At 64.5% G+C, this 21,516-nt stretch carries 23 protein-coding genes and 2 riboswitches; of the genes, 8 read left to right on the top strand and 15 right to left on the bottom strand.

Going from position 1 to position 21,516, the window contains the following annotated elements:
* Both V7D69_RS12340 and V7D69_RS12335 read left to right on the top strand, forming a co-directional pair.
* Positions 1 to 723 (top strand): efflux RND transporter permease subunit (locus V7D69_RS12340; RefSeq protein WP_333605931.1); only part of this gene is annotated, 723 nt, incomplete at its 5' end.
* Positions 720 to 2,162: an efflux transporter outer membrane subunit gene (locus tag V7D69_RS12335; RefSeq protein ID WP_324064601.1), complete on the top strand. Its 1,443-nt coding sequence runs from the start codon at positions 720 to 722 to the stop codon at positions 2,160 to 2,162. The genes V7D69_RS12340 and V7D69_RS12335, both read left to right, overlap by 4 nt.
* Before the next feature lie 14 nt (positions 2,163 to 2,176).
* Here the strand turns inward: V7D69_RS12335 and V7D69_RS12330 are convergent, their stop codons facing one another.
* From V7D69_RS12330 to V7D69_RS12280, 11 genes are all read right to left on the bottom strand, one after another.
* Positions 2,177 to 3,457: a sensor histidine kinase gene (locus V7D69_RS12330; protein ID WP_333605930.1), complete on the bottom strand. Its 1,281-nt coding sequence runs from the start codon at positions 3,455 to 3,457 to the stop codon at positions 2,177 to 2,179.
* Positions 3,458 to 3,483: 26 nt separating this feature from the next.
* Positions 3,484 to 4,158, bottom strand: a complete 675-nt coding sequence (locus tag V7D69_RS12325; RefSeq protein ID WP_324064599.1) for a response regulator transcription factor — start codon at positions 4,156 to 4,158, stop codon at positions 3,484 to 3,486.
* A 159-nt stretch (positions 4,159 to 4,317) separates the two neighbouring features.
* Positions 4,318 to 4,836 (bottom strand): bifunctional adenosylcobinamide kinase/adenosylcobinamide-phosphate guanylyltransferase, encoded by a 519-nt coding sequence (gene cobU / locus V7D69_RS12320; RefSeq protein ID WP_324064598.1) that lies wholly within the window; start codon positions 4,834 to 4,836, stop codon positions 4,318 to 4,320.
* A complete protein-coding gene (locus V7D69_RS12315) occupies positions 4,833 to 6,293 on the bottom strand; it encodes a cobyric acid synthase (RefSeq protein ID WP_333605929.1) in 1,461 nt (486 codons plus the stop codon). Before V7D69_RS12315 ends, cobU begins: the two co-directional genes overlap by 4 nt.
* Positions 6,281 to 7,216, bottom strand: a complete 936-nt coding sequence (gene cbiB, locus V7D69_RS12310; protein WP_324064596.1) for an adenosylcobinamide-phosphate synthase CbiB — start codon at positions 7,214 to 7,216, stop codon at positions 6,281 to 6,283. Before cbiB ends, V7D69_RS12315 begins: the two co-directional genes overlap by 13 nt.
* Positions 7,209 to 8,219 carry an aminotransferase class I/II-fold pyridoxal phosphate-dependent enzyme gene (locus V7D69_RS12305; protein ID WP_333605928.1) on the bottom strand — a complete coding sequence of 337 codons (1,011 nt, stop codon included), beginning with the start codon at positions 8,217 to 8,219 and terminating at the stop codon, positions 7,209 to 7,211. The genes cbiB and V7D69_RS12305 overlap by 8 nt, the downstream gene beginning before the upstream one ends.
* Positions 8,201 to 8,914, bottom strand: a complete 714-nt coding sequence (locus tag V7D69_RS12300) for an adenosylcobinamide-GDP ribazoletransferase (protein WP_333605927.1) — start codon at positions 8,912 to 8,914, stop codon at positions 8,201 to 8,203. Before V7D69_RS12300 ends, V7D69_RS12305 begins: the two co-directional genes overlap by 19 nt.
* Entirely contained in the window at positions 8,911 to 9,489 is a 579-nt protein-coding gene (locus V7D69_RS12295; RefSeq protein ID WP_324064593.1) for a histidine phosphatase family protein, read from the bottom strand. Before V7D69_RS12295 ends, V7D69_RS12300 begins: the two co-directional genes overlap by 4 nt.
* Positions 9,486 to 10,502 (bottom strand): nicotinate-nucleotide--dimethylbenzimidazole phosphoribosyltransferase, encoded by a 1,017-nt coding sequence (cobT, locus tag V7D69_RS12290; protein WP_324064592.1) that lies wholly within the window; start codon positions 10,500 to 10,502, stop codon positions 9,486 to 9,488. The genes V7D69_RS12295 and cobT overlap by 4 nt, the downstream gene beginning before the upstream one ends.
* Positions 10,499 to 10,906, bottom strand: coding sequence for a DUF1636 domain-containing protein (locus V7D69_RS12285; RefSeq protein WP_324064591.1), 408 nt, complete (start codon positions 10,904 to 10,906; stop codon positions 10,499 to 10,501). The genes cobT and V7D69_RS12285 overlap by 4 nt, the downstream gene beginning before the upstream one ends.
* Entirely contained in the window at positions 10,906 to 12,834 is a 1,929-nt protein-coding gene (locus V7D69_RS12280) for a TonB-dependent receptor plug domain-containing protein (protein WP_333605926.1), read from the bottom strand. Before V7D69_RS12280 ends, V7D69_RS12285 begins: the two co-directional genes overlap by 1 nt.
* Positions 12,835 to 13,032: 198 nt before the next feature.
* Positions 13,033 to 13,223: riboswitch (cobalamin riboswitch) on the bottom strand.
* Positions 13,224 to 13,282: 59 nt separating this feature from the next.
* Positions 13,283 to 13,480, top strand: a riboswitch (cobalamin riboswitch).
* Positions 13,481 to 13,683: 203 nt separating this feature from the next.
* Here V7D69_RS12280 and V7D69_RS12275 point away from each other — a divergent pair.
* The 4 genes from V7D69_RS12275 to V7D69_RS12260 all read left to right on the top strand — a co-directional run bounded on the left by V7D69_RS12275 (position 13,684) and on the right by V7D69_RS12260 (position 16,928).
* Positions 13,684 to 14,256, top strand: a complete 573-nt coding sequence (locus V7D69_RS12275) for a hypothetical protein (protein ID WP_324060753.1) — start codon at positions 13,684 to 13,686, stop codon at positions 14,254 to 14,256.
* The gene (gene cobO / locus V7D69_RS12270) at positions 14,253 to 14,867 is read left to right on the top strand and encodes a cob(I)yrinic acid a,c-diamide adenosyltransferase (protein WP_324060752.1); all 615 of its coding nucleotides are present in this window, start codon (positions 14,253 to 14,255) and stop codon (positions 14,865 to 14,867) included. The genes V7D69_RS12275 and cobO overlap by 4 nt, the downstream gene beginning before the upstream one ends.
* Positions 14,864 to 16,171, top strand: coding sequence for a cobyrinate a,c-diamide synthase (locus V7D69_RS12265; RefSeq protein WP_333605925.1), 1,308 nt, complete (start codon positions 14,864 to 14,866; stop codon positions 16,169 to 16,171). The genes cobO and V7D69_RS12265 overlap by 4 nt, the downstream gene beginning before the upstream one ends.
* Before the next feature lie 79 nt (positions 16,172 to 16,250).
* Positions 16,251 to 16,928, top strand: coding sequence for a response regulator transcription factor (locus V7D69_RS12260; protein WP_333605924.1), 678 nt, complete (start codon positions 16,251 to 16,253; stop codon positions 16,926 to 16,928).
* A gap of 5 nt (positions 16,929 to 16,933) precedes the next feature.
* Here the strand turns inward: V7D69_RS12260 and V7D69_RS12255 are convergent, their stop codons facing one another.
* The 3 genes from V7D69_RS12255 to V7D69_RS12245 form a co-directional block, all read right to left on the bottom strand.
* Complete coding sequence (locus tag V7D69_RS12255) at positions 16,934 to 17,743, bottom strand: universal stress protein (RefSeq protein WP_324060749.1); 810 nt, start codon at positions 17,741 to 17,743, stop codon at positions 16,934 to 16,936.
* Positions 17,744 to 17,893: 150 nt separating this feature from the next.
* The gene (locus V7D69_RS12250) at positions 17,894 to 18,580 is read right to left on the bottom strand and encodes a phosphoribosyltransferase (protein WP_333605923.1); all 687 of its coding nucleotides are present in this window, start codon (positions 18,578 to 18,580) and stop codon (positions 17,894 to 17,896) included.
* A complete protein-coding gene (locus V7D69_RS12245) occupies positions 18,577 to 18,903 on the bottom strand; it encodes a hypothetical protein (protein ID WP_324060747.1) in 327 nt (108 codons plus the stop codon). Before V7D69_RS12245 ends, V7D69_RS12250 begins: the two co-directional genes overlap by 4 nt.
* A gap of 254 nt (positions 18,904 to 19,157) precedes the next feature.
* Here V7D69_RS12245 and V7D69_RS12240 point away from each other — a divergent pair, with 254 nt between their 5' ends.
* Both V7D69_RS12240 and V7D69_RS12235 read left to right on the top strand, forming a co-directional pair.
* Positions 19,158 to 20,327 carry a sensor histidine kinase gene (locus V7D69_RS12240; protein WP_324060746.1) on the top strand — a complete coding sequence of 390 codons (1,170 nt, stop codon included), beginning with the start codon at positions 19,158 to 19,160 and terminating at the stop codon, positions 20,325 to 20,327.
* Positions 20,320 to 20,934, top strand: a complete 615-nt coding sequence (locus V7D69_RS12235) for a response regulator transcription factor (RefSeq protein WP_324060745.1) — start codon at positions 20,320 to 20,322, stop codon at positions 20,932 to 20,934. Before V7D69_RS12240 ends, V7D69_RS12235 begins: the two co-directional genes overlap by 8 nt.
* Positions 20,935 to 20,968: 34 nt before the next feature.
* On the opposite strand, the gene V7D69_RS12230 is transcribed toward V7D69_RS12235, so the two are convergent.
* The gene (locus V7D69_RS12230) at positions 20,969 to 21,370 is read right to left on the bottom strand and encodes a hypothetical protein (protein WP_324060744.1); all 402 of its coding nucleotides are present in this window, start codon (positions 21,368 to 21,370) and stop codon (positions 20,969 to 20,971) included.
* Between the last annotated feature and the right edge of the window lie 146 nt (positions 21,371 to 21,516).

Raw genomic sequence — 21,516 nt, 5'->3', positions numbered from 1 at the left:
CACCAGGAGCGTTACATTCCGATCAAGTTCAGCGTGCGTGGGCGCGACCTGGGAAGCGCCGTAACCGAGGCGAAAGCGCGGATTGCCCATAATGTGACGATCCCTTCGGGCTATCATCTCGAATGGGCCGGCGAACTGGATAACCTGCAGAACGCGATCGCGCGGCTGGAGATCGTCGTACCGATCAGCCTGCTGTTGATCCTTATCCTGCTTTACGCCAATTTCGGCTCGATCCGTGACACGCTTCTGGCCTTCTCCGCCATCCCGATGGCCATCGTGGGCGGCGTCGTAGCCCTGGCGGTTACAAGCACCCCCTTCAGCATTTCCGCCGCGATCGGGTTTGTCGCTCTGTTCGGCATTGCCGTGATGGACGGGATTTTGATCGTCACGACTTTCAATCAAGTGGTGGACGACGGAGCTACTCGGAGCCGGGCCGTGCGCACCGCTACCGCCAATGCGATGCGGCCGGTGCTGATGACCTGCCTCGTCGCGGCGATCGGGTTGCTTCCGGCGGCGCTTTCGAACGGCATCGGCAGCCAGGTGCAGAAGCCGCTCGCCCTGGTGGTGGTGGGGGGCATGACTTTGGCGCCGCTGCTGATCCTGCTGGTACTGCCGGCGCTGGTGGAGCGCTTCTCCCTGCATTTGCCGCGCGAAGATCGCGGACCTCATGGCCGGGATATTGGTCATCACGCTCATGACGATGCAGGGGAGCAGGAGGCATGATCCGCAAGCTCGCCCGATCGACCTCGCCGTTGGCTCTCGCGCTGGTGCTTGCCGGTTGCGCAGGTATTGGTGACCGTGATCCTCATGCTCCGTTGCCGCCGGGACCGGGCGCTGGTGCATCGCTTGAACCGGCCGGTGCTGGGGCCATCGCGCAGCAGACGTTCGTTACCGGCGAAACAACGCCGCGCGCCTGGTGGGAGCAATTTTCCTGCGACCAACTCAATGTCCTGGTCCAGCAGGCGCTCAGCGCCAATAACGATCTCGCGGCTGCCGATGCCGCACTGCGAGCGGCGCAAGCGCAAGCCAAGGCCGCAGGCGGTGCTCTCGGGCCGACCGTTGACGCCGGCTACAGCGCGCAGCGCGCCCGGACACCGGCCACGCTCGCGCCACCGGTGACGGATCCGAACCAGCTGCTTTACACGCTCCACACCGCGCAAGTGACTGTGAGCTATCCCGTCGATCTTTTCGGAGAGCTTCACGCGCGGCATCGATCGGCAATGGCCGCCGCAGGCGCCGCAAAGGCGCGGCTGCTTGCGGCGCGGCAGAGCGTAGCCGCCAATGTGGTGATCGCCGCCATTACCCGCGCCGCTCTCGAAGAGCAGATCGCCGCGACCAAAGCGATGATCGCGGCGACCGCGGACAGCTTGGAGATGATGCGGCGGCGACTTCGTCTGGGCGCCGTTGGCGACGCTGACGTCGCGGCTCAGGAAGCAGCTCTCGCCGCGTTGGAAGGAAGCCTGCCGGCGCTGGAACGGGGCGAGGCGCATCAGCGGACCGTGCTGGCTGTCTTGCTCGGCCGGGCTCCGGGCGATGCCTTGCCGCCGTTGCCGCAGATTCGATGCATCGCTCTGCCGAAGCAATTGCCAGTGGCGCTACCCGCCGATGTAGTGCGTTATCGTCCCGATATGATGGCCGCCGCGGCTGCTGTCCAGGGCGCCGCCGCTGACGCTCATGCCGCTGTTGCCGCGCGCTTCCCCGCCCTTACGTTAAGCGCTGACGGCGGAGGGACCGCGCAGAATTTCGGCGAGATGTTCAAGAGCGCCAATCTGTTCTGGTCGATCCTGGGGGGACTTATAGCTCCGATTTTCCATGCCGGGGCGTTGCGTCATCAGCAGGAAGCGGCGGTCGCCACGTTTGAGCAGAGCAAGGCGCAATATCGCACGGCCGTGCTCCAGGCGTTTGCTGACGTGTCAGACGCGCTGCACGGCCTGCATGATGATGCAGCCGCTCTGGAAGCGGCGGAACGCGGCCTTGCGGCGGCGGAGCGTTCCTATGGCTATGTCCGCCGCCAACAGGAACTGGGCGATGTCGGAACACTGGCCGTTCTCAACGCCCAGACCACGTTTCAACAAGCGCGGCTCCAGGCGATCTCCGCACGATCGGCGCGGTTGGTCGATACGGTGGCTCTCTACCAGGCGAACGGGGCCGCTCCCGAATAGAGCGGGCAGGCTATTCAGTAAGCGCGGAGGGGCAAATACTGTAAAGTCACAGCGGTTCCTCCCCTGTCGTTGGCCTCGAAGCTGATGCGTCCTCCCGCTGCTTCCATCAGGCGCGTGACGATGGCCAGGCCAAGGCCCGAACCTCCGCTGGCGACGCCGTCAGCGCGGGAATAGACCCGTCGCCCGTCCGAACCCTGGCGGACGCTAAGGCCCGGCCCGGCGTCGGACACGGTGATCGTTCCGGCCGCATCGTCGCAGAGCACCTCGATGTCTCCTTTCGCGATCGAGTGGTGGCCGGCATTCTCGATGATATTGCGCAGCGTAACACTGACCAGGCTGGATGGCACCAGAACGGCATCCGCGTCGCTCACCCGGCGGAAGTGTATGCGATGGCCAGACAGCATCACGATGTCCTGCATTTGCGTGATGACTTCGGCAGCCACTTCCGCGAGAGGCGCTGCCGGGCCGCCGGTGGCCGCGCCGCCTTCGCCGTGCAGTTCCAGCATCTGCGCGATGACCTTCGCCGCTCGCTGAACGGCTTGGGCCAGCGCATCACGCATGGTTCCGCCGGGAAGCATCTCCACGCGCAGGGAGATCGTGGCCAGTGCCGTGCGCAATTCGTGAACGACGGTGGCGGAGAAGACCCGCTCGCGCTCATAAGCGGACGCCGCGCGTTCCAGCAATTCGTTGGCCGCATGGACCAGCGGCAGGATTTCCGTCGGCACACCGGTCTCGTGAAGCCTTATAGCGCCCGGCTGGATCGGATCGATCGAGGTCGCCTCGGTGGCGGCGCGCTTCACCGGTTTCAGCGCATTGCCGACGGCAAGCAGGCTGGCGATCGTTGAGATCAGCAAGGACAAGGGAATGATGATTGCAAACCGTTGGAGGAGGTGCGCGATCACATCGTCAAGCAGCACGGCCGGATGGCGTCGGTCCTCGGCGACCAGTAGCCAGCGACCACCGCCAAGCGGCTTCAGGTAGAAATCGGACCAGAGACCGTGAACGAAATGACTGCGGCTTCCCGATGGTGCCGGGCGTTCTGCGATATCCGCGATGCGTGGCCCGGAAAGATGATGCACTTGCGTGGCATCCACCAGATAAACGGCCACTGCGGCCGAAGTCATGTTTTCCGGAACGACCGGCCGCCCGCGAACTATTTCGTCCACGGCGATGCGATCGGCGATTCCGGCCAGGAAGCGCCGGGTAACGTCATCGCCGATCGCGTGAATGGTGCGGTCGATCAACAATGGAAGGCCCACTGCCAGAATCAGACCGATGGTAATCTGGGCGACCACGATGCGCCCCCATAAGGAGCGCCGGATCAAGAGGATGCTCTTATCAGATAGCCGATGCCGCGAGCCGCCTGGATCGTTGCGCTGCATCCCGATGCCCCCAGCTTGCGGCGCAGGCGATGAATGCTGACTTCCAGCGCATTGGTGCTGATACCCTGCGCCGGGCCGCACAATTGGTCTTCCAGCACGCGCAGACTGACCGGCCGGCCTTGCGCGCGTAGGAGCACTTCAACCAGTTCCCGCTCGCGTGGGGAAAGATCGATCGGCTTTCCCGCGATCGAGGCAACTCGCGTCTCAAGCTCATAGACCAGATTCCCGCTTTCGAGGGTATTGGAAACCCGGCCATCCGCCCGGCGCAATATCGCCTCGATGCGGGCGCGCAGTTCGGCGAACAGAAACGGCTTGCCCAGGTAGTCATCGGCCCCGCCCTGAAGCCCTTCCACTCTCGCAAAGCCGGCGGATTGCGCGGTCAGCACGATAACCGGCACCCGGTTGCCGGCGCGCCGCAGATCGCGGACTAGGTCCAGCCCGTCTGCATCGGGCAGGCCCCGATCGACGACAGCGGCGTCGAAGTGATAAAGCGCCAGCAGGTCAGCGGCATTTGCGGCGGTGGCGCAGAACTCGGCCGAGATTCCCGCGTTATCGAACGCCGCCCTGAGGGCATCGGCCAGCGCCGCGTCATCTTCCACCACCAGAATGCGCATATTTTACGCCTTACAGACCCGCCACTCACGCCGCCACATCGATCGCCGGCCAGCCGGTCGAAGCGGCAGTGGCAGCCAATGTAGACGCCGCGACTTTCATCCAGCTTACTGCAGGTGATCCGGCTTACAAGCGGTGAGGTAGACGATCCCGCTTAGCCCCTAACTCGATGTGGCTTTCAACTGCATCGGAAGGCCCGCCGCGATGAACACGACTTCGTTGCAGCAGTCCGCCATTCTCTGGTTCAGCCGCCCCGCTTCGTCGCGAAAGCGGCGGGCGAGCGCGTTATGGGGCACGATGCCCAGGCCGACCTCATTGGCGACCAAGGCCAGCGGGCGCGGACAGGCGGAAACGGTGCGGACAAGGTCGTCGAACGCCTTGGACAGCGCGATTTCGGCCTCTATCAGATTCGACAGCCACAAAGTAAGGCAATCGATCAGGATGGCATCGTGACGGTCGGCCGCTTTGCGGATGGCCGACGCGAGATCGAGGGGAGCATTGATGGTGCGCCATCGTGAATCCCGGTCCGCCTGATGCCGCGCGATCCGTTCGGCCATTTCCCCATCGCGAGCCTGAGCCGTGGCGATGTAAGCAAGGGCGCCGTCGAAGGCTTCCGCGCGCTGCTGTGCATAGCGACTCTTGCCGGAGCGCGCGCCCCCCAGGACAAGCAACGTGCTCATGCGCCGCCGCTATGGGCAAGTGCCAACAGGCCGTCGATGTCCAGGTGCGCTTCAAGCCCGGCCGCCAGTTCGTCAAGCGCGGCGTCCACCGTGCGATTATGGTCGGCTCTGTCAGAGCGCGCGCCGACGCGCGCCAGCAGAGCAGCCCGCAGTTCCGGCGCGGCCAGCAGGCCGTGGCAATAAGTGCCCAGGACGCGCCCGTCGGCGCTGATGGCGCCTTCTGTCCGGCCATCCGCCATGTCTGCGAAGGGCATCGCGGTTCCAGCTCCGCGCGTTTCGCCCATATGCATTTCATAGCCGGTGAAGGCGGCGCCCAACGCTGTTCCGCTCACCCGACGGAGCGCCTTTGCGGGGTGCAGTTTCGTTTCAACGTCAAGCAGGCCCAGCCCCGTGCTTTCCTGCGTAGCGCCCTCTATGCCCATGGGATCAGCGATCCGCCACCCAAGCATTTGGAAGCCGCCGCAAATGCCGAGGATCATCCCGCTGCGCCTGCGATGTGCCAGAATGTCGATGTCCCACCCCTGGTCGCGCAGAAACGTCATGTCGGCGATAGTGGCCTTCGACCCTGGCAGCACGATCATCTCCGCATGTTGCGGGATCGCTGTTCCTGGTGGTATCATCGCCACCTGCACCTCCGGCTCCTGCCGCAGGGGGTCGAGATCGTCGAAATTGGCGATGCGGGGCAGAATCGGACAAGCGATCAGCTTGCGGCGCGGATCACTGTCGATCCCGCGTTCCAGGATCACGGCATCCTCGCTAGGCAAGCGGGCGGCCGCCGGAATCCACGGAACGAGACCGAAGCCAGGCCATCCGGTCAACCGCTCAATCATGGTATAGCCATCGGCAAACAGCGCCGGATCTCCCCGGAACTTGTTGACGATGAAGCCGCGGATCATCGCGGCGTCCTCCGGGGCGAGCACCGCCTGCGTGCCCGCCAACGCGGCGATCACGCCGCCCCGGTCGATATCGCCGACGAGCACCACCGGCATTCCCACTGCCCGGGCAAAGCCCATGTTGGCGATATCGCCTTCGCGCAGGTTGATTTCGGCGGGCGAGCCCGCGCCTTCGACCACCACGATCTGGCATCGCTGCGACAAGCGCCCGTAGCTTTCCATGACCTCAGGCAAAAGACGGCGGCGGTCCTCGCGGAAATTCTCCGAACCGAGCGTGCCGCGCACCCGGCCGTGAACGATCAGTTGCGACGTGCGGTCGGCCTGCGGCTTGAGCAGCACCGGGTTCATGTCGCTGTGCGGATCGGCGCGGGCGGCGAGCGCCTGCAACGCCTGGGCCCGGCCGATCTCGCCCCCGTCCACCGTCACGGCGGCGTTGTTCGACATGTTCTGCGGCTTGAACGGAAGGACGCTGACCCCCCGGTTGGCCAGAGCCCGGCAAAGGCCCGCCACCAGCACTGACTTGCCGACGTCAGAGCCTGTTCCCTGCACCATCAGGCCCGCCATGCGCATGCTCCCGCGATGAGCCACAAGAGCCCGCAGGCTCGAAGATAAATGATTCTGGATCGGCGCATGACGACGGGACCAGCCGGTTCTCCTTCGCCGATCCAGGGCTTGTTCTGCAAGTGGCCATCATAACTTACCGGGCCAGCCAGACCGATGCGCAGGGCGCCGGCCATGGCGGCCTCCGGCCAACCGGCGTTGGGCGAGGCATGTTTGCCGTGATCTCGCCAGCATACGCGCCATCCGCGTCCGGCGGCCAAGCAGATCAGCAGGGCGGACAGGCGGGCGGGCAACAGGTTTAGCACGTCATCGCTTCTTGCCGCGGCCCATCCGAAAGCGCGAGTTGCCTCTTCCGGGTGACCAATCAGACTGTCAGCAGTGTTGACCGCCTTATAGGTCCAGATGCCCGGCAGGCCGGCGACGAGGAGCCAGAAGAGCGGCGCGACGATCCCGTCGCAAAAGCTTTCCGCAAGGCTTTCGATAGCTGCGCGCGAAACGCCGGCTCGATCCAGCGCGACGGTGTCACGTCCGACAATCATACTTACAGCTTGCCGCGCGGCGGCAAGGTCATCGTGTTCAAGAGCGGTCAGCACCGGCAGGAAATGGTCATTTAGGCTTCGTTGCGCCAGCGCAGGCCACGCGACAACGGCCACCAGCGGCCAAGCAGCGGCGCCAGCCACTCGGCCAATGATGGCTTCAAGAACGAAGCCCGCCAGCGCGGTGCCGCCCGCCAGCAGGATCACGGTGACTAAGCCCAGGGCCCTCCGCGCCGCGTCGCTGCGCCCCGGCCGGTTCCATCGCGTTTCGCATCGCCCGATCACCCATGCGAAGACCCCGACCGGATGGCCGATGCGGGCGTAGAGCCAAGCCGGCCAACCGAACATCGCGTCCAGCGCCAGGGCGGGGAGGGCGGTTGGCTCAGCCATCGGCCAATCCGCTGGACAAGGCGGCGTCGAGGCGCGCCAAACTCTCATCGTCGGGAGGTAGGCCGAAACGCAAGAGATGTGGGTGAGCAGCAAAGGGACGCGTCAGGATATGCCTTCGCGCCAAAAGGGCGAACAGACGCAGGGCGTCAGGGGTGTGGGCAAGGCGAAACAGCGGACAATCGCCCTGCGGATCAAGACCATGCCGGATAAGGACAGCGTCAAGTCGGGCCGCGCGTATCGGCAATTCACGGCGCGTGGCCGCGATCCAGTCGCGATCAGTATAAGCAGCGGTTCCCAATGTCAGGGCCGCCGCATGGATCGGCCATTCCCCCAGGAGCTGACGCGTCCGGTTCACCACGTCGGTTGTTCCGATCACGAAGCCAAGGCGCACGCCGGCGAGGCCGAAGAATTTCCCGAATGAACGTAGTACGATCAACCGCCGCGCCTCCGTGACCTGGGAGGAGATGCTCCAGTCCGGCCGGCAATCGGCAAAAGCTTCGTCGACTACCAGCCACCCGCCGTTCGCTTCCTGCCGAGCCAGCATCGAAAGCAGTGCTTTGCGTGGGGTGACACGGCCATCGGGATTGTTGGGATTGGCGATGACAAGGACGCTGGCTTCGCGCGATCCATTTCGATAGGGGGTGATCGGGGCAGCCCGCTCGAATGCGTCCGCGTGGGTACTGTAGCTGAGCGGGGCGTGCCGTCCGGGCAGGCCAAGCAGATGGGCCAGCAGGCGCAGCCCGACTTCGCTGCCGGGAACCGCGCAGCACAGGTGCGGATCGACGCTGAAATGACGGGCCGCCTGTCGTTCAAGCCGGGTCAGCGCCTCTGGATCAGGCAAGGGCGCCCAGTCGATCGACAGGCGGGCGTTATGCCACGGTGCCGGGTTAATGCCGGTGGAGAGATCAAGCCAATCCTGCGCAGCGCCGCCGAAAACGGCGCATGCTTCGGTCAGCCGGCCGCCATGGACGTGGAAAGCGCCGGTCACTTGAAAAGTCCCCAAGCCGCCAGCATCGCCGTTTCCAGAAGCTCTATCCCGGCGCCATGCCCGTCTCCCGATATGCCGCCGATCCGGCTGCGCAGCCACCAGGCCCAGAGCGGCACCACGGGGAGAGCGAGCAGCAGATACGGCGCCGTCAGCGCGGTGACAGGCGCCAAAAGGAGGGTCCACGCCAGCACTGCCCACCAGTTCGCACCCGCTCGAAACGCCGTGCCCATGCCTTGATGCAAGGGCGGCAGGATCAATGTCCAGACCAGCGGAGCGATCCGCGCGATCATGCAAACCAGCAACAGCGGGAACACGGCGTGATGCTCCAACGCCAGCCGCAGCATAACCAGCTTGGCCATCAATTGAAGGACGATGGCGACCACACCGAAACTGCCGATGTGCGGATCGGCGAGCACGGCGGAAAGCCGTCCCCGGTCCCGGTGCGCAGCGCCGGCCGCGTCGGCGATGTCACCCAGCCCGTCAAGATGCAGGGCGCCGGTCAACCCGGTCCAGGCGATCAGACCCAGCAGAGCGCCCGCCCAGCCGTCTCGCTGTCCGCCCAGCCATGCCGCGCAGGCGAGGCCGCCGCCCACCGCCAGGCCGGCCAGTGGAAACCAGCGGATGGCGCGGCCGAAATCCCGTTCGTCCGCCGCGACCGCCGGAAGCGGCAGCCGCGTCATGAATTGCAATGCGAGAGCGATAGCCTTCACGCAAGCGCCCCCGTCCGCAACGAGACCACTTGCCCGGACCATCGTTCGCCTGGCCAGACCCTTATGGAAAGCAGCGCGCCGTATGGAAGGTCCAATGCCCATCCGCCGCGGTGGTCCAGCCCGGTCAGCATGGAAAGGGCCGCGCGCATGGCGCCGGCGTGGGCTACGACCAGCGTGGGTTCGGTCAGATCGCGGATCGCGGCCTCGACACGGCTTCGCAAGTCCGACCAGCGCTCACCCCCCGGCGGCGGGAAAGCATCGGGGGAAGCCCAGAAGCGTTCCATCTCCTCTTGCGGCACTTGCTGAGGAGCGAGGCCCTCCCAGGCGCCGAAATGCAGTTCGCGCCATCGCGGATCGAGGTGCAGCGGCCGATCGAGCGCTTCCGCCAGCAGTTGCGCCGAAAGGCTGGCCCGCTGGAGGTCCGAAGCGACGATTGTACTCACCGCCAGGTCCCGGCAATGCTCCATTAGCGTGGGCCATGCCGGGTCGAGCGCCGGCTCATCGCTATGCCCCAGCAGGATGCCGGACCGCGATGGCGGGGCATGGCGCAGCAGATGAAGGAGGAAGCCGTTCACAATGCGTCCGTCACCGCCGCTTCGGCAAAGGTCGCCATCTCATTGTGGGCGGCCAGCGCGGCACGCACCAGATGAACCGCCACCGCCGCGCCGGAACCTTCGCCCAGCCGCATGTCCAGGTGCAGCAGAGGGGCAAGGCCGAACCGGGTGAGCAGTCGTCCATGACCGCTTTCAGCGGAGCAATGCGCAGCCAGGCAATGAGCGGTAAAGTCCGGCCAGGCGGCAACGATCGGCGCGATCGCGGCGCAACAGATGAAACCGTCCAGCAGTACTGGCACGCGCAGCATCCGCGCTGCCGCGATCGCGCCGGCCATGGCGGCGATCTCTCGTCCGCCCAGGCGGCGCAACGTCTCGGTCGGGCTGGAGCAGAAGGGACCGTGGAGCGCCAGCGCGCGGTCGATGGCCTCGATCTTGCGGGCCACGCCGCTTTCGTCGACGCCGGTGCCCCGGCCGCACCAGTCCGCTGCTTTGCCGCCGAAGGCTTGCGCGCAGAGTGCGGCGGCGGGGGTGGTGTTGCCGATCCCCATCTCCCCCACGAACAGCAGGTCGATATCGCTCGTCACCGCGGCCGCTCCCGCATTAAGCGCGGCCAAGCATTCCGCGTCGGTCATAGCGGCTTCCGATGCGATGTCGCCGGTCGGTCGGTCGAGATCGAGCGCGATTACAGCCAGTTCCGCCTGGCAGCACCGCGCCAGCGCATTGATCGCCGCGCCGCCGACACGAAAGTTCGCCACCATCTGCGCCGTCACTTCGGGTGGAAAGGCGCTGACCCCGCGTGCCGCCACTCCGTGATTGCCGGCAAAGACGGCGGCCTTTACGCGGTCAACGCGCGGACGCGCGGAGCCCTGCCAACTCGCCATGAACAGCGCGATGTTCTCAAGCCGGCCCAGTGAACCGCCGGGCTTGGTGAGCTGGTGCTGCCGGTCGCGTGCGGCCGCCAGTGCCGCTTCATCGGGGGCGGACATGCGGGAGAGCGCGGCATCAAGGGCCGCGGCGTCAGCGAACTGGATCATGAGCAGACGAAACCTTCAGGTGGCGTGCGCGTAATGAAATGGCCCTTCACACCCTCGGGCCACTCATTGTAGGGAACGACGCCGTCAGCACTGCGGGCATGGCTCTCGGCGTATTCGAGAATGGCGCGAGCGGCCGCCTCGGTGGGCTCGAAGCCTCCCAGCACATAACTTATGCGGCCCGGTGCGCGGATATGAACGGCGCAATGACGCTGGCAGGCGAACAGGCATGCCATCTCTTGCACGGCGACGCCGGCCAGCGCGCGCTCGGTTTCCTGTACCTGACGCAGAGCCTTGGCAAGCAGCGCGCCGCCACGCTGCCCACTGCCGTCCTCCCGCTGATCGGCGGAGAACCGGCAGGTGGAGCACACGACCACCGCGGGCCCAGGTTCGATAGCGCGGAGCATCAGAACCGGCTCCTGAGGCCAAGGTAGACCGTGCGGCCGAGGCTGCCGTAACCTCTGGCGGTCTGGTAATGCTTGTCAGCCAGGTTCTCGACCCGGCCCTGCAATGTCAGACCATCGATGACGCGCCACTGTGCCCTCAGATCGATCAGCCAGTAGTCGGACAGCACGGTGGCGCTGCCCGCACGGTCGAACGTCGCCCCGGAATAGCGAGCGGCGACACTGGCTTTCAGTCCCTGAGGCAGATCGACACCGGCGGTTACATTGGCGAGATGACGTGGGACGCGCGCCAGTTGGCGATCGAAATCGGCGCTTCCGGTCGAGCGGTCCTCTGCCGATACCCAGCTATAATTGCCCTCGGCAAAGAACACGCCGACTCTTGCGTTGGCGGCAAGCTCCACACCTTGCGCGCGGCTCTTGCGGACATTGGCGTAATAGCCGAATCGCGTCGTCGGGGTTCCGGGAACGAAGCATTCGGCGGGCAGGGTGCCACTGGTCGGACAGAAAGCGAAATCGATCAGATTGTTCGTGTCGCGATGGAACCAAGTGGCGGACGCGTGCAGAGCTGTGCCGAGCCGCTGTTCGATGCCCGCTTCCCATCCCTGGGCCCGTTCCGGCTTAAGCGCAGCGTCCCCGAACTCGCTGAACATCTGGAAGAGCGACGGCGCCTTGAAGCCTTCGTCATAGCTGGCCCGAAGCACGGTCGTTCCGTCGTTAGGGGTATAGGCCGCGCCGGCGCTGAATACGGTGTTGCCGCCGAAGCGGGACTGGTGATCGTACCGCGCGCCGCCGTTAAGGGTGAGGCCGGTCAGCGGCGTGACGCGCAATTCGCCGTAGATGCTGTTCGTATGAGCGCGGTTGGGCAAAAGGACATAGGGCGCAGCGCTATCGGAAGGCGATGCGCTGGTCATGCGCTGCTCTTCTCGTTCCGCGCCGAACACGGCTTGCACCGCGTCCGACAGGTTGAGCGTTCCCTGGTATTCGAACCGGCGGACGCGGCCATGCGCGTCGAAATCGAGAGGGCGGACGCTGCGCGACGGATCGAAATTTTCGCGGTCGGTCTCAGTCTGCATCACGGCAAGGCGATTGGTGAAACGGCCGCCCAGGACAGTGAAGTTGACGCCTGCATATGCGGACCACTCAGTCGTCAGGCCATAGGACGGGGAGTCGCCCGAAAACCCGTCGAAATCGTTGCGCGCGTCGGACCAATAGCCACGCAGGTCCAGCGAGAGATCAGGCGTGAGCTTGAAGGTGACCCTGCCGTTGGCCGCACTGCGCCGATAGCCGTCGGGCTCCGTGCCGTTATTCCTTGCGGAAATGCCGGTCGTGCTGAAGGTCGAGCCGGAAATGCGCCAGTCCACCAAGGCGCCGGTGCCGCCGATGCCGGCCTGCGCATTCACCGTATCATGCGTTCCGGCCTCCACCGCAAAGCTGCCCTCGAGCGGTTTCTGCGCCTTGCGCGTGGTGACGCTGACAACGCCGCCGATGGCATCGCTGCCCCAGAGGATGGACTGCGGGCCGCGCAGGATCTCCACGTGTTCGATGTCATCGATGAGGAGGTTGGAAAAGCCGTATCCGCCGGAGGTTGCCGAAGGGTCGGACAGTCGCATGCCGTCGATCACCATCACTGTCTGGCCGGAATCGGCGCCGCGGATTCGCAATGACGTAGTGGTGCCGTAGCCCCCGTTGCGAGTCAGGCTGATGCCGGGCGTGCGCAGGAGAAGGTCGGTCAGCGCGATCGGCTGTTGCAGCCGGATTTCCGCTTCATCCAGCACGGTGACGCTGGTGGAAACGCGCGCTTGCTCGACCGGGGTGCGCAGAGAGGTGACGACGATGGAGCTGTCACGTTCATCACTTTCGGCGTGGGCCGTGCCGGAAAGACCAAATGACAGGATTAGAGAAGAGGCAATGGAAAAGCGGGTCAAGCGCACTGTGCGGCTCCCTTGGTACGAACGGCGGTTGCCTGCCGATCGAACCGCGCGCGGCGCTCGTCGCCCCAGCCCTTTGAAGAGCAATCGGGCGCGATTCGTCCGCACGGGCCTTCCCGGCAGGCGGTGGCTGTCGTTGCGCGAGGGATTGTCCCGCCTTTGTCGCGAGAACCTCGAACGTTCGGTGCACCCTGCCCGAACGAAGAACGACCGCGTCAGGCAGGTCTCCTGGCTTGCGGGTCAATGCCGGACCGGCCGCCTTCTCAGGACCGTGAAGTCCCAATGGCGTGATGGCCGCTCGGCTCGCCGCTTACAGTTGCAGGGGCAGCCGGGGGTTCGCACCCCGTTCCCTTTTGATCCCCTTTCGAGGAACCTGTCGCGGGGAGGGCAGATATCGCCTGTCCTTTCATCCCGCAAGCGCGAAAGCTTGCCGAATAGGGCCATCTTGCTTATCAGGGCGGCCGTAACGGGTGCCCGCAAGGGCTTAATCGGGAAGTTCGGCCGGCGGGAATCCGCCGTATCCGTCACTGCTCCCGCAACTGTGACCGGTGAGCGCGTCGCCACAAGGCCATTGGGATTTTTCCCGAGAAGGCGGCGACGACGCGATGATCCGGGAAGTCAGGAAACCGGCCCGCTATCGTCGTTCTTTCGCGCGGGCGGGATGTACCGGGCGGACGAGGGCTTTCCCTTGGCGGACGACATGTGTGCGTTTGTTGCCGAAGGGGGACTGAGATGAACCGTATCTGACGATCTTCATCGCCGTCGCGAGAGTTGTCGCGACGCAGGTTTCCCGCGCCGTAGCCATCTGGCCTCGGCGGGCAATGTCTTTCCTACCGTTTCAAGGAGGCCGTCATGGTCCGTAACGCTCGTTTTGAATTGTCAGTGGCGGGGCTCATCGCCTTGGTCATGCTGGTGACTCGCAGCCACTCGCTCAGCCATGTGCTGCATTTGCCGGACACCAGCCTTGCCAGCTTTTTCGTCCTCGGCTTCTTCGTGCGCAGGGTTTGGGCCTTTCCCGCCTTATTCGCGCTGGGTTTCGCAATCGACGTGATCGCCATCGGCTGGTTCGGCCAGTCCGATTTCTGTTTCACCCCCGCTTACTGGATGCTCGTGCCCGCCTATGGCGTGATGTGGCTCGCCGGACGATGGGCGCAGGGTCGGCTGGGCGCGCGGCTGGCAGCGCTGCCGGCGATGGCGGTATTGCTGGTAGCGGCCGCTTTCGTGTCCGAGTTGTTCTCCAGCGGGGGCTTCTATTTTCTGGGCGGTCGCTTCGCCGATCCGACGCTTGCAGGCTTCCTGCCGCGTCTTGGTCGCTATTTCCCTCCGACCCTTCTCGCGACGGTGGGATGGAGCAGCCTGGCGGCGGCCTCCTTCGCCTTGCTTTTCACGATCCGGCCCGACTTGCGCGGTGCCGCGCGTCGATGAGCGACGAGGAGGAACAGCGCCGCGATCTGGCGCACCGCGAGCGGGCGCGAAAGCACAAGGCGGCGGTCGATGCCAAGATCGCCGCCGCCACGCGCGACAAGGGATTGCTGTTGGTGCTGACCGGCAACGGCAAGGGCAAGTCGTCCAGCGCTTTCGGCATGGTCGCGCGCACGCTCGGCTATGGCCGCAAGGCGGCGGTGTTCCAGTTCATCAAGGGCGCCGACGAGGTGGGCGAGCGCGCCTTCTTCTCCCGTCATCCGGATGTGATCTGGGAAAAGTGCGGGGAGGGGTTCACCTGGGAAACCCAAGATCGCCAACGCGACATCGCTGCCGCGCGCGCGGGGTGGGAAAAAGCGGCGGCGGCGCTGGCAGAGCCGACCGTCAGCCTGGTGGTGCTGGACGAACTGACTTATCCCATCACTTACGGCTATCTTGAGATCGATCTCGTTCTTGCGGCCCTCGCTGCTCGCCCGCCGATGCAACACGTGGTCATCACCGGCCGATCCGCACATGACAGGCTGATCGAGGCGGCCGACACCGTCAGCGCGATCAGAGACGTGAAGCATGCCTTTCGAGACGGCGTGCGTGCGCAGGAGGGGATCGACCGATGATAGAGGCGCGCTGCCCAGCGCTTATGGTCTGTGCGCCGGCCTCGGGACAAGGCAAGACGTTGGTTACGGCGGCCCTGGCCCGGCGCCATCGCAGGGCCGGCCGGCGGGTGCGCGTGTTCAAGTGCGGACCGGATTTTCTGGATCCCATGATTCTGGAAAGGGCGAGCGGTGGCCCCGTCTATCAGCTCGACCTGTTCATGGCCGGTGAAGACGAATGCCAGCGCCTCCTGCATGAGGCCGCGCGGGAGGCGGACCTCATTCTGGTCGAAGGCGTCATGGGTTTGTTCGACGGGGATCCTTCGGCCGCCGATCTTGCCGCGCGGTTCGGCCTGCCGGTGCTGGCGGTGATTGACGGTGCGGCGATGGCGCAGACTTTCGGCGCCTTGGTGCATGGCCTTGCAAGCTGGCGTGAGGATATCCGCATATCTGCGGTTCTGGCCAATCGCGTCGCGGGAGAACGTCATGCGGCCATGCTGGAGGAAAGCCTGCGTGAAGAGGTGCAATGGTTGGGCGCTTTGCCGCGCGAAGCCGCAATCGCATTTCCCGAGCGCCATCTGGGGCTGGTTCAGCCCGGCGAGATATCCGATCTTGACGGTCGGATCGAACAGGCGGCATGCGCGCTCCCGGCAGCCGCGGACTGGTTGCCCTCGGCCGTGACTTTCGCTGATGCTCCCGAACCGCGTTCCGTCCCGCCGCTGTTGGCTGGCAAGCGCATCGCGATCGCGCGCGACGCCGCGTTCGCCTTCATTTATCCTGCCAATCTCGATTGTCTGAAGGCATTGGGGGCGGACCTGCGTTTCTTCTCTCCGCTGGCTGACCACGCCTTGCCCGATTGCGACGCCTTGTGGCTGCCGGGAGGGTATCCCGAGCTTTACCTTGGGGAACTGGCCGGCAACACCGCGATGCGAAATGCCATCCGCGCGCATCATGGGGCAGGCAAGCCGATTCTGGCCGAATGCGGCGGCATGCTCTACTGCGTGGAAGAACTGGACGACGGCCGCGGCGCCTGCCGGGCGATGCTGGGCCTGATGCCGGGGAGGGCGACGATGCAGCCCCGGCTCGCCGCGCTTGGGCTTTTGCAAGCGGATCTGCCTGGTGGAATCTTGCGCGGCCATACCTTCCACTACTCTCACCTCGACACCACGCTCGCGCCGCATCATCTCGCAGTGAATCCCCAGGGCCGGATGGGCGAAGCGCTATTCGTCCATGGCTCGCTGACGGCAAGCTACCTGCACGGCTACTTTCCTTCTGCTCCAATCGCGATCGCCGACGTGTTTGGCAGAGTTACGTCGCCTTCCTGCTGAAATGGCTCGCAAATTGCCGCCGATTAAGTGAAATAGAAGGACGTGGCATTTCCCAAAGGGTTCGGGAGGAAAGTTCGCGATGTCTGACGGAACGATCGGCAAAGGCACAGTTCATGTCGTCGATGACGAGGACGCGATCCGTCGTTCGCTCGATTTTCTTCTGCGTTCGGTGGGTTATGCCGTGCAGCGGTGGAGTGACGGGCACACTTTCCTGAAGGACGCGGACCGGAGCGTGCGCGCTTGTGTCCTGCTCGATGTTCGGATGCCCGGCATTGATGGGTTGGAGGTGCTGGAACGCATGACGGGAGAGGGGCTCGACTTCCCGGTCGTCATGCTCACGGGTCATGGGGATATCGCTCTTGCCGTTCGTGCGATGAAGATGGGCGCGCTCGATTTTCTGGAGAAGCCCTTCGACAGGGAACGATTGCTCGAATCCGTCAGTCATGGTTTCCGGCGGCTCAGCGACCGTGAGGCTCAGCTTGAAAGAGCGGAATGGGCCCGCGCGCAGCTCGGCAAACTGACGGAGCGCGAGCGTGAGGTGCTGGACGGCCTGGCCTGCGGTTATCCCAATAAGACCATTGCTTACGATCTTGGCATCAGCCCGCGCACGGTCGAGGTCTATCGTGCGAACGTGATGGTAAAGCTGGAAGTCGGCAATTTCCCGGACGCGCTTCGGATCGCCTTCGCCGCGGGCCTTGGTTCTGAGCCAGACTGGCGCACCAATCATCAACCGGACCCGAAGAGCGGCCCGCGGTAGCTGCTCTAATGCGCGAGCAGCAGCGGTATCTCGCTGTTTGCCAACATCGAACGGGTAACGCCACCGAAAAGCGTTTCAAGCGCCGGGGAATGGCCGTAAGCGCCCATGACGATATAGGCAGCATTCATGGCGCGAGCGGTTTCGAGTATCGTCGAGCAGATGCTTTCGTCAGGCTGACGTTGCACGGCCTGGATGCGGGCCGCTATTCCGTGCCGGGAAAGATAGCTCGCCGCCGATGTCGCGGCCAACGCACCCTCTGGCCGGTCAATCTCCAGGAGGACGATTTCGCTGGCGAGGCTGAGCAGCGGCACGGCCTGGCGCAGAGCATCGTCAGCCTCACGCGATCCGTCCCATGCGATGAGCACGGTGCCTGAAAGGTCGAGCGGCCGGACTTTGTCAGGCACCGCCAGCACGGGGCGCCCCGATCGTCGTGCAACCGCGCCCGCCAACCGGCGGATTTCAGGCGGTTGGCTCTGTGGAAGATGGCTCGACAGGACGACCAGATCAACAAGACCCGCTGCTTCGTCGACTGCGTCGGAAGGAAAACACAGGGCGTCCTCCCAGTTCCACGAGACATCCTCGTGCGCGAGGCGCGCTTCGAGCCTCTCTCGATTGGCTGCCGCGTTCTGTCGCTCCTGTTCCACCAGGTTCGCGACCATCGCGCCGCTGTAGACATCGTAAGCCACCGCGGAAGGCGCGACCATGGCGCAAAGGCAGACGAGGTGGCCATCTATGGCGCGCGTTACGTCGAGCGCCGCTTGCAGGCGAGCTTCCTGGCCTTCGTCCTCATGGACAAGCAGCAGGACATTCTTCATGGCTCAGGTCCTTCCCATCGATGGCTTTCAACCTATTTGCGGTCCTCGGCAACGCCATTGGTAAAGTTACGGAGAGCGGATCGGACGAGCCCCCTGGTGTTCAATGCAAAGTCTCTGATCTTCGATCGTTTGCGCCGCATCGGATTGCCCTCAGGACTGGCTGACTTCGCGAAAGCCCGGTTTTTCCCATTGCCGCGCTTCGGCCAGAAGATGAATGACCTCTTCATCCCGAGTCTGAGTGAAATCGCGGTAATGCGCGCCCACGGCGTAGAACGGTTCCGGCGAGGCGAGGCAGATCAAGCGGTCGCATAGCTTGCGCAATGCGGGCAGCACTTCCGTTGGGGCCAGCGGCACTGCAAGGATTATGCGCGCCGGTCGGGCCTGGGCGAGCGACTGCAACGCCGCGCGCATGCTGCCCCCGGTGGCGATCCCATCATCGACGACAACGGCGGTGCGGCAAGTGGTTCTTACCGGAGCGCCTGTACGATAAAGCGCGCGTCGGCGCTCGATCTCAGCAAGTTGCGCGGCGATCTGGCGATCGATGTAATCCTTAGTCGCTCCCACCATGCGGGCGCTCGCTTCATCGATCACTACCCGGGGAGAGGTGCCATCGACCAGAGCGCCGATGCCGTATTCCTCATGCCCTGGGGCGCCAATCTTGCGAACCAGCAATACGTCCAGAGGCGCACCGAGCGCCTTCGCCACTTCAAAACCCACCGGGACGCCGCCGCGCGGCAGGGCCAGCACAATCGGGTTCTGAAAGGCGCAGTCCTGGACTTCCCGCGCCAGTTTCCGTCCGGCGTCGCGCCGGTCCGCGAAGACCGCCCCTCCCGTCATCGTTTTTTCTCCAGATGTGCGCGGAACCAGGCGCTGGCGAGCGTGACCACCTGATCGAGGGTCCCCGGCTCCTCGAAAAGATGGCCCGCGCCCGGCACGAGCGCCATCTTGTGTTCGCATCGCATGGCTTCGCTGGCGGCGGCGTTCAGTTCGATGACCACGCCGTCCAGCGCCCCCACGATCAACAGCGTGGGTGCTTTCACGCGCGTCAGCGCTTCGGGGCCGGCAAGGTCAGGGTGCCCCCCGCGTGAGACCACTGCCGCCGCGCGCAAGCCATCAAGAAAGCGCGACTCGTCGATAGTGACGCGGCTGTGCAAGGTCATGGCAAGGCTCCGGCCGATTGCCTCAGTGTACCCTCCGCCCAAAGTAACGATGATGCCATCCGCAATGTTCCGGAAAAGGAGTGAAGCTTTGCGGGCTTCGACGAACGTGCAATCGTGTGCAGCCGGGGTTTTCACTCGTGCGTCAAAGCTTTAACTTGAGTTTCGCGGCCAGCGTGGCAACCATGACGTGAGCGCCGGGCGAATTTTGAATGAACTGCGGTGCATGCCCGGGTTTCCGTGACCGGAAGGTGGGAATGGACGAACAACAGTCTAACGGTGAGAGCTTCCGAGAGGGCGGGCTGTTCGATCTGGGCGATGGCGCTCACCTCCGCTCGATCCTGGAGACCGCGCCGGACGCGATGATCGTGATTGACGAGGTGGGGCGGATCATGTCGTTCAGCTCCACTGCTGAGCGGATGTTCGGCTTTGCCGAAGCTGAGCTGATCGGCGAGAATGTCAGCACGCTGATGCCTTCGCCGGATCGCGAACGCCACGACATGTATCTGCACCGCTACGCCGTTACCGGAGAGCGCCGGATCATCGGTGTCGGCCGGGTCACCACCGCCCGCCGCCGCGACGGCAGCACATTTCCCATCGAGCTTTCGGTGGGAGAGGCCCGTCTGGGAGACCGCCGCGTCTATACCGGTTTCATTCGGGACCTGACGGAGCGGCAACGCACCGAACTGAGGCTTCACGATCTGCAGGACGCGCTGACGCACGTTTCCCGCGTGACCGCGATGGGAACGCTGGCGACGTCGATCGCGCACGAACTCAACCAGCCGCTTACGGCCATTGCCAATTATGTGCAGACCGCCAGCGAGATGCTCGTCGATCCGAAGCCCGAAACCATCGAAGTGATCCGCGAAGCGCTTGACGAATGTGCGGCTCAAGCCATTCGCGCGGGACAGATCGTGCGCCGCCTGCGCGACTTTATCTCGCGCAGCGAAACGGAACGGCACATCGTCAGCCTGCCCAGGCTGGTCAACGAGGCGAGCGCCCTGGCTCTGGCTGGCGTGGGAGGTCGTTCGATCGAGTTCGAGGTTCACCTGGACCCTGGCGCGGAAGAATTGCTGGTGGACCGCATTCAGGTTCAGCAAGTCTTGCTCAATCTGATCCGCAACGCAGTGGAAGCGATGGAGGAGGTGCCGTTCAAGCGGCTTGAGATCAGCAGCAGCGCGACTGACCGCGACGGCATGGTGCAGGTGACTGTTGCCGATAGCGGTCCCGGTCTCGCGCCGAAAGCGATGGAGCAGTTGTTCCAACCCTTCGTCACCACCAAGGCGAATGGCATGGGCCTGGGCCTATCGATCTGCCGCACTATCGTTGAGGCGCATGGCGGCCGCATCTGGGCGGGGACTTCGGGTCTTGGCGGAACCGCGTTCCACTTCACGTTGCCACAGGCGGAGAGCGGCTCCGATGCCTGATCGTCGGCGAGTTTTCCTGGTCGATGACGAGGAAGCGATCCGCCGCTCGGCCACGTTTATGTTGCGCGCGTCCGGCTATAACGTCACGGCGTTCGAAACAGGCGAGCATTTCCTGGAGGCCGTGGATGAACTGGGCGCGGGTTGCGTTTTGCTGGACGTGCGCATGCCCGGAATCAGTGGGCTGGAAGTCCAGCAAGTGCTCAAGGAACGGTCCATCGATTTGCCGATCATCATCATGACCGGACACGGGGACATCATGGTCGCGCTCCAGGCGATGAATGCGGGAGCTGTGGACTTTATCGAAAAGCCGTTCGATCGAACCGTCCTGTTCGAAGCGATCACGGACGGTTTCGCCCGGCTTGACCGGGTTCGGGACCTTTCCCGTCAGGAGCGGGCGCGGGCGCGGTTGGAGGCGCTGGCGCCGTTGGAACGCGAAGTGTTGCATCGCCTGGTGCGCGGACACACCACGGCGGCCATCGCTCAGGAACTGGACCTCGCCCCTCGCAGGGTCGAAACCTTGCGTGCCGGCGTCATGCAGAAACTGGAGGCGGCAAGCACTTCCGAGCTGTTGCGGCTCGCGTTCGCCGCCGGCCTGGGTCCGGCTTAGGGAAGGAAGGTGCGCGAAGCCGGTCCGGTCGGTTTCAAGCTATGGCCGGCATGCCTTTTTCAAGGCCGATGACGCGAAACCGCCATTGATTGCCGTCCGGTTCGCCAATCGTCGCGTGATCGCCGGGCAATAGTCTGGGCATGACGATCTGGAAACTGGTATCGGCACTCTCGCGCGTTGTCCTGAAGGACAATATCCACATCTCTCCGTTGCGGGTCACCGAGCCCGTCCGGTCCGGTTCGCTTGGCCAGAAGCGTTTGAACCGCGCCATCTGCGGGTTGGCTTGAACGGCAGCCTCGTCGACGGTCCCGTCTTCGCGCAGCGGCAGCGAAAGCAAGTATGCCCTGCTTGCCGAGCCTTGTGGAAAACCGGCCGTCGGTTCCAGTTCCAGCCGGATGTTTCGCCACGCGCTTGTCGTAGGATGATGTTTCGACATTGAGGCGGTTTGCCGGTCGGGCAATAGTTTCGGTATTGTGGATGTTACGGAGGGCTCCTGCGTGAAGCGCCGGGAGCCAGCGTGGAGGGCTTAGGTCGTGTGGACGAATTTGGGGTTGAAGAGATTTTCCGATTCCCAAGATGAAT

The organism is Novosphingobium sp., assembly GCF_036733805.1.
Lineage (GTDB): Bacteria > Pseudomonadota > Alphaproteobacteria > Sphingomonadales > Sphingomonadaceae > Novosphingobium.
This window is presented reverse-complemented; position numbering and strand designations above follow the sequence as displayed.

Excerpts from the sequence above, each read along its gene's own strand:
- V7D69_RS12335 (WP_324064601.1), top strand. The coding sequence starts at position 720 with ATGATCCGCAAGCTCGCCCGATCGACCTCGCCGTTGGCTCTCGCGCTG.
- V7D69_RS12325 (WP_324064599.1), bottom strand. The coding sequence starts at position 4,158 with ATGCGCATTCTGGTGGTGGAAGATGACGCGGCGCTGGCCGATGCCCTC.
- cobU (WP_324064598.1), bottom strand. The coding sequence starts at position 4,836 with ATGAGCACGTTGCTTGTCCTGGGGGGCGCGCGCTCCGGCAAGAGTCGC.
- V7D69_RS12315 (WP_333605929.1), bottom strand. The coding sequence starts at position 6,293 with ATGGCGGGCCTGATGGTGCAGGGAACAGGCTCTGACGTCGGCAAGTCA.
- cbiB (WP_324064596.1), bottom strand. The coding sequence starts at position 7,216 with ATGGCTGAGCCAACCGCCCTCCCCGCCCTGGCGCTGGACGCGATGTTC.
- cobT (WP_324064592.1), bottom strand. The coding sequence starts at position 10,502 with ATGATCCAGTTCGCTGACGCCGCGGCCCTTGATGCCGCGCTCTCCCGC.
- V7D69_RS12285 (WP_324064591.1), bottom strand. The coding sequence starts at position 10,906 with ATGCTCCGCGCTATCGAACCTGGGCCCGCGGTGGTCGTGTGCTCCACC.
- V7D69_RS12275 (WP_324060753.1), top strand. The coding sequence starts at position 13,684 with ATGGTCCGTAACGCTCGTTTTGAATTGTCAGTGGCGGGGCTCATCGCC.
- cobO (WP_324060752.1), top strand. The coding sequence starts at position 14,253 with ATGAGCGACGAGGAGGAACAGCGCCGCGATCTGGCGCACCGCGAGCGG.
- V7D69_RS12265 (WP_333605925.1), top strand. The coding sequence starts at position 14,864 with ATGATAGAGGCGCGCTGCCCAGCGCTTATGGTCTGTGCGCCGGCCTCG.
- V7D69_RS12260 (WP_333605924.1), top strand. The coding sequence starts at position 16,251 with ATGTCTGACGGAACGATCGGCAAAGGCACAGTTCATGTCGTCGATGAC.
- V7D69_RS12255 (WP_324060749.1), bottom strand. The coding sequence starts at position 17,743 with ATGAAGAATGTCCTGCTGCTTGTCCATGAGGACGAAGGCCAGGAAGCT.
- V7D69_RS12250 (WP_333605923.1), bottom strand. The coding sequence starts at position 18,580 with ATGACGGGAGGGGCGGTCTTCGCGGACCGGCGCGACGCCGGACGGAAA.
- V7D69_RS12245 (WP_324060747.1), bottom strand. The coding sequence starts at position 18,903 with ATGACCTTGCACAGCCGCGTCACTATCGACGAGTCGCGCTTTCTTGAT.
- V7D69_RS12240 (WP_324060746.1), top strand. The coding sequence starts at position 19,158 with ATGGACGAACAACAGTCTAACGGTGAGAGCTTCCGAGAGGGCGGGCTG.
- V7D69_RS12235 (WP_324060745.1), top strand. The coding sequence starts at position 20,320 with ATGCCTGATCGTCGGCGAGTTTTCCTGGTCGATGACGAGGAAGCGATC.
- V7D69_RS12230 (WP_324060744.1), bottom strand. The coding sequence starts at position 21,370 with ATGTCGAAACATCATCCTACGACAAGCGCGTGGCGAAACATCCGGCTG.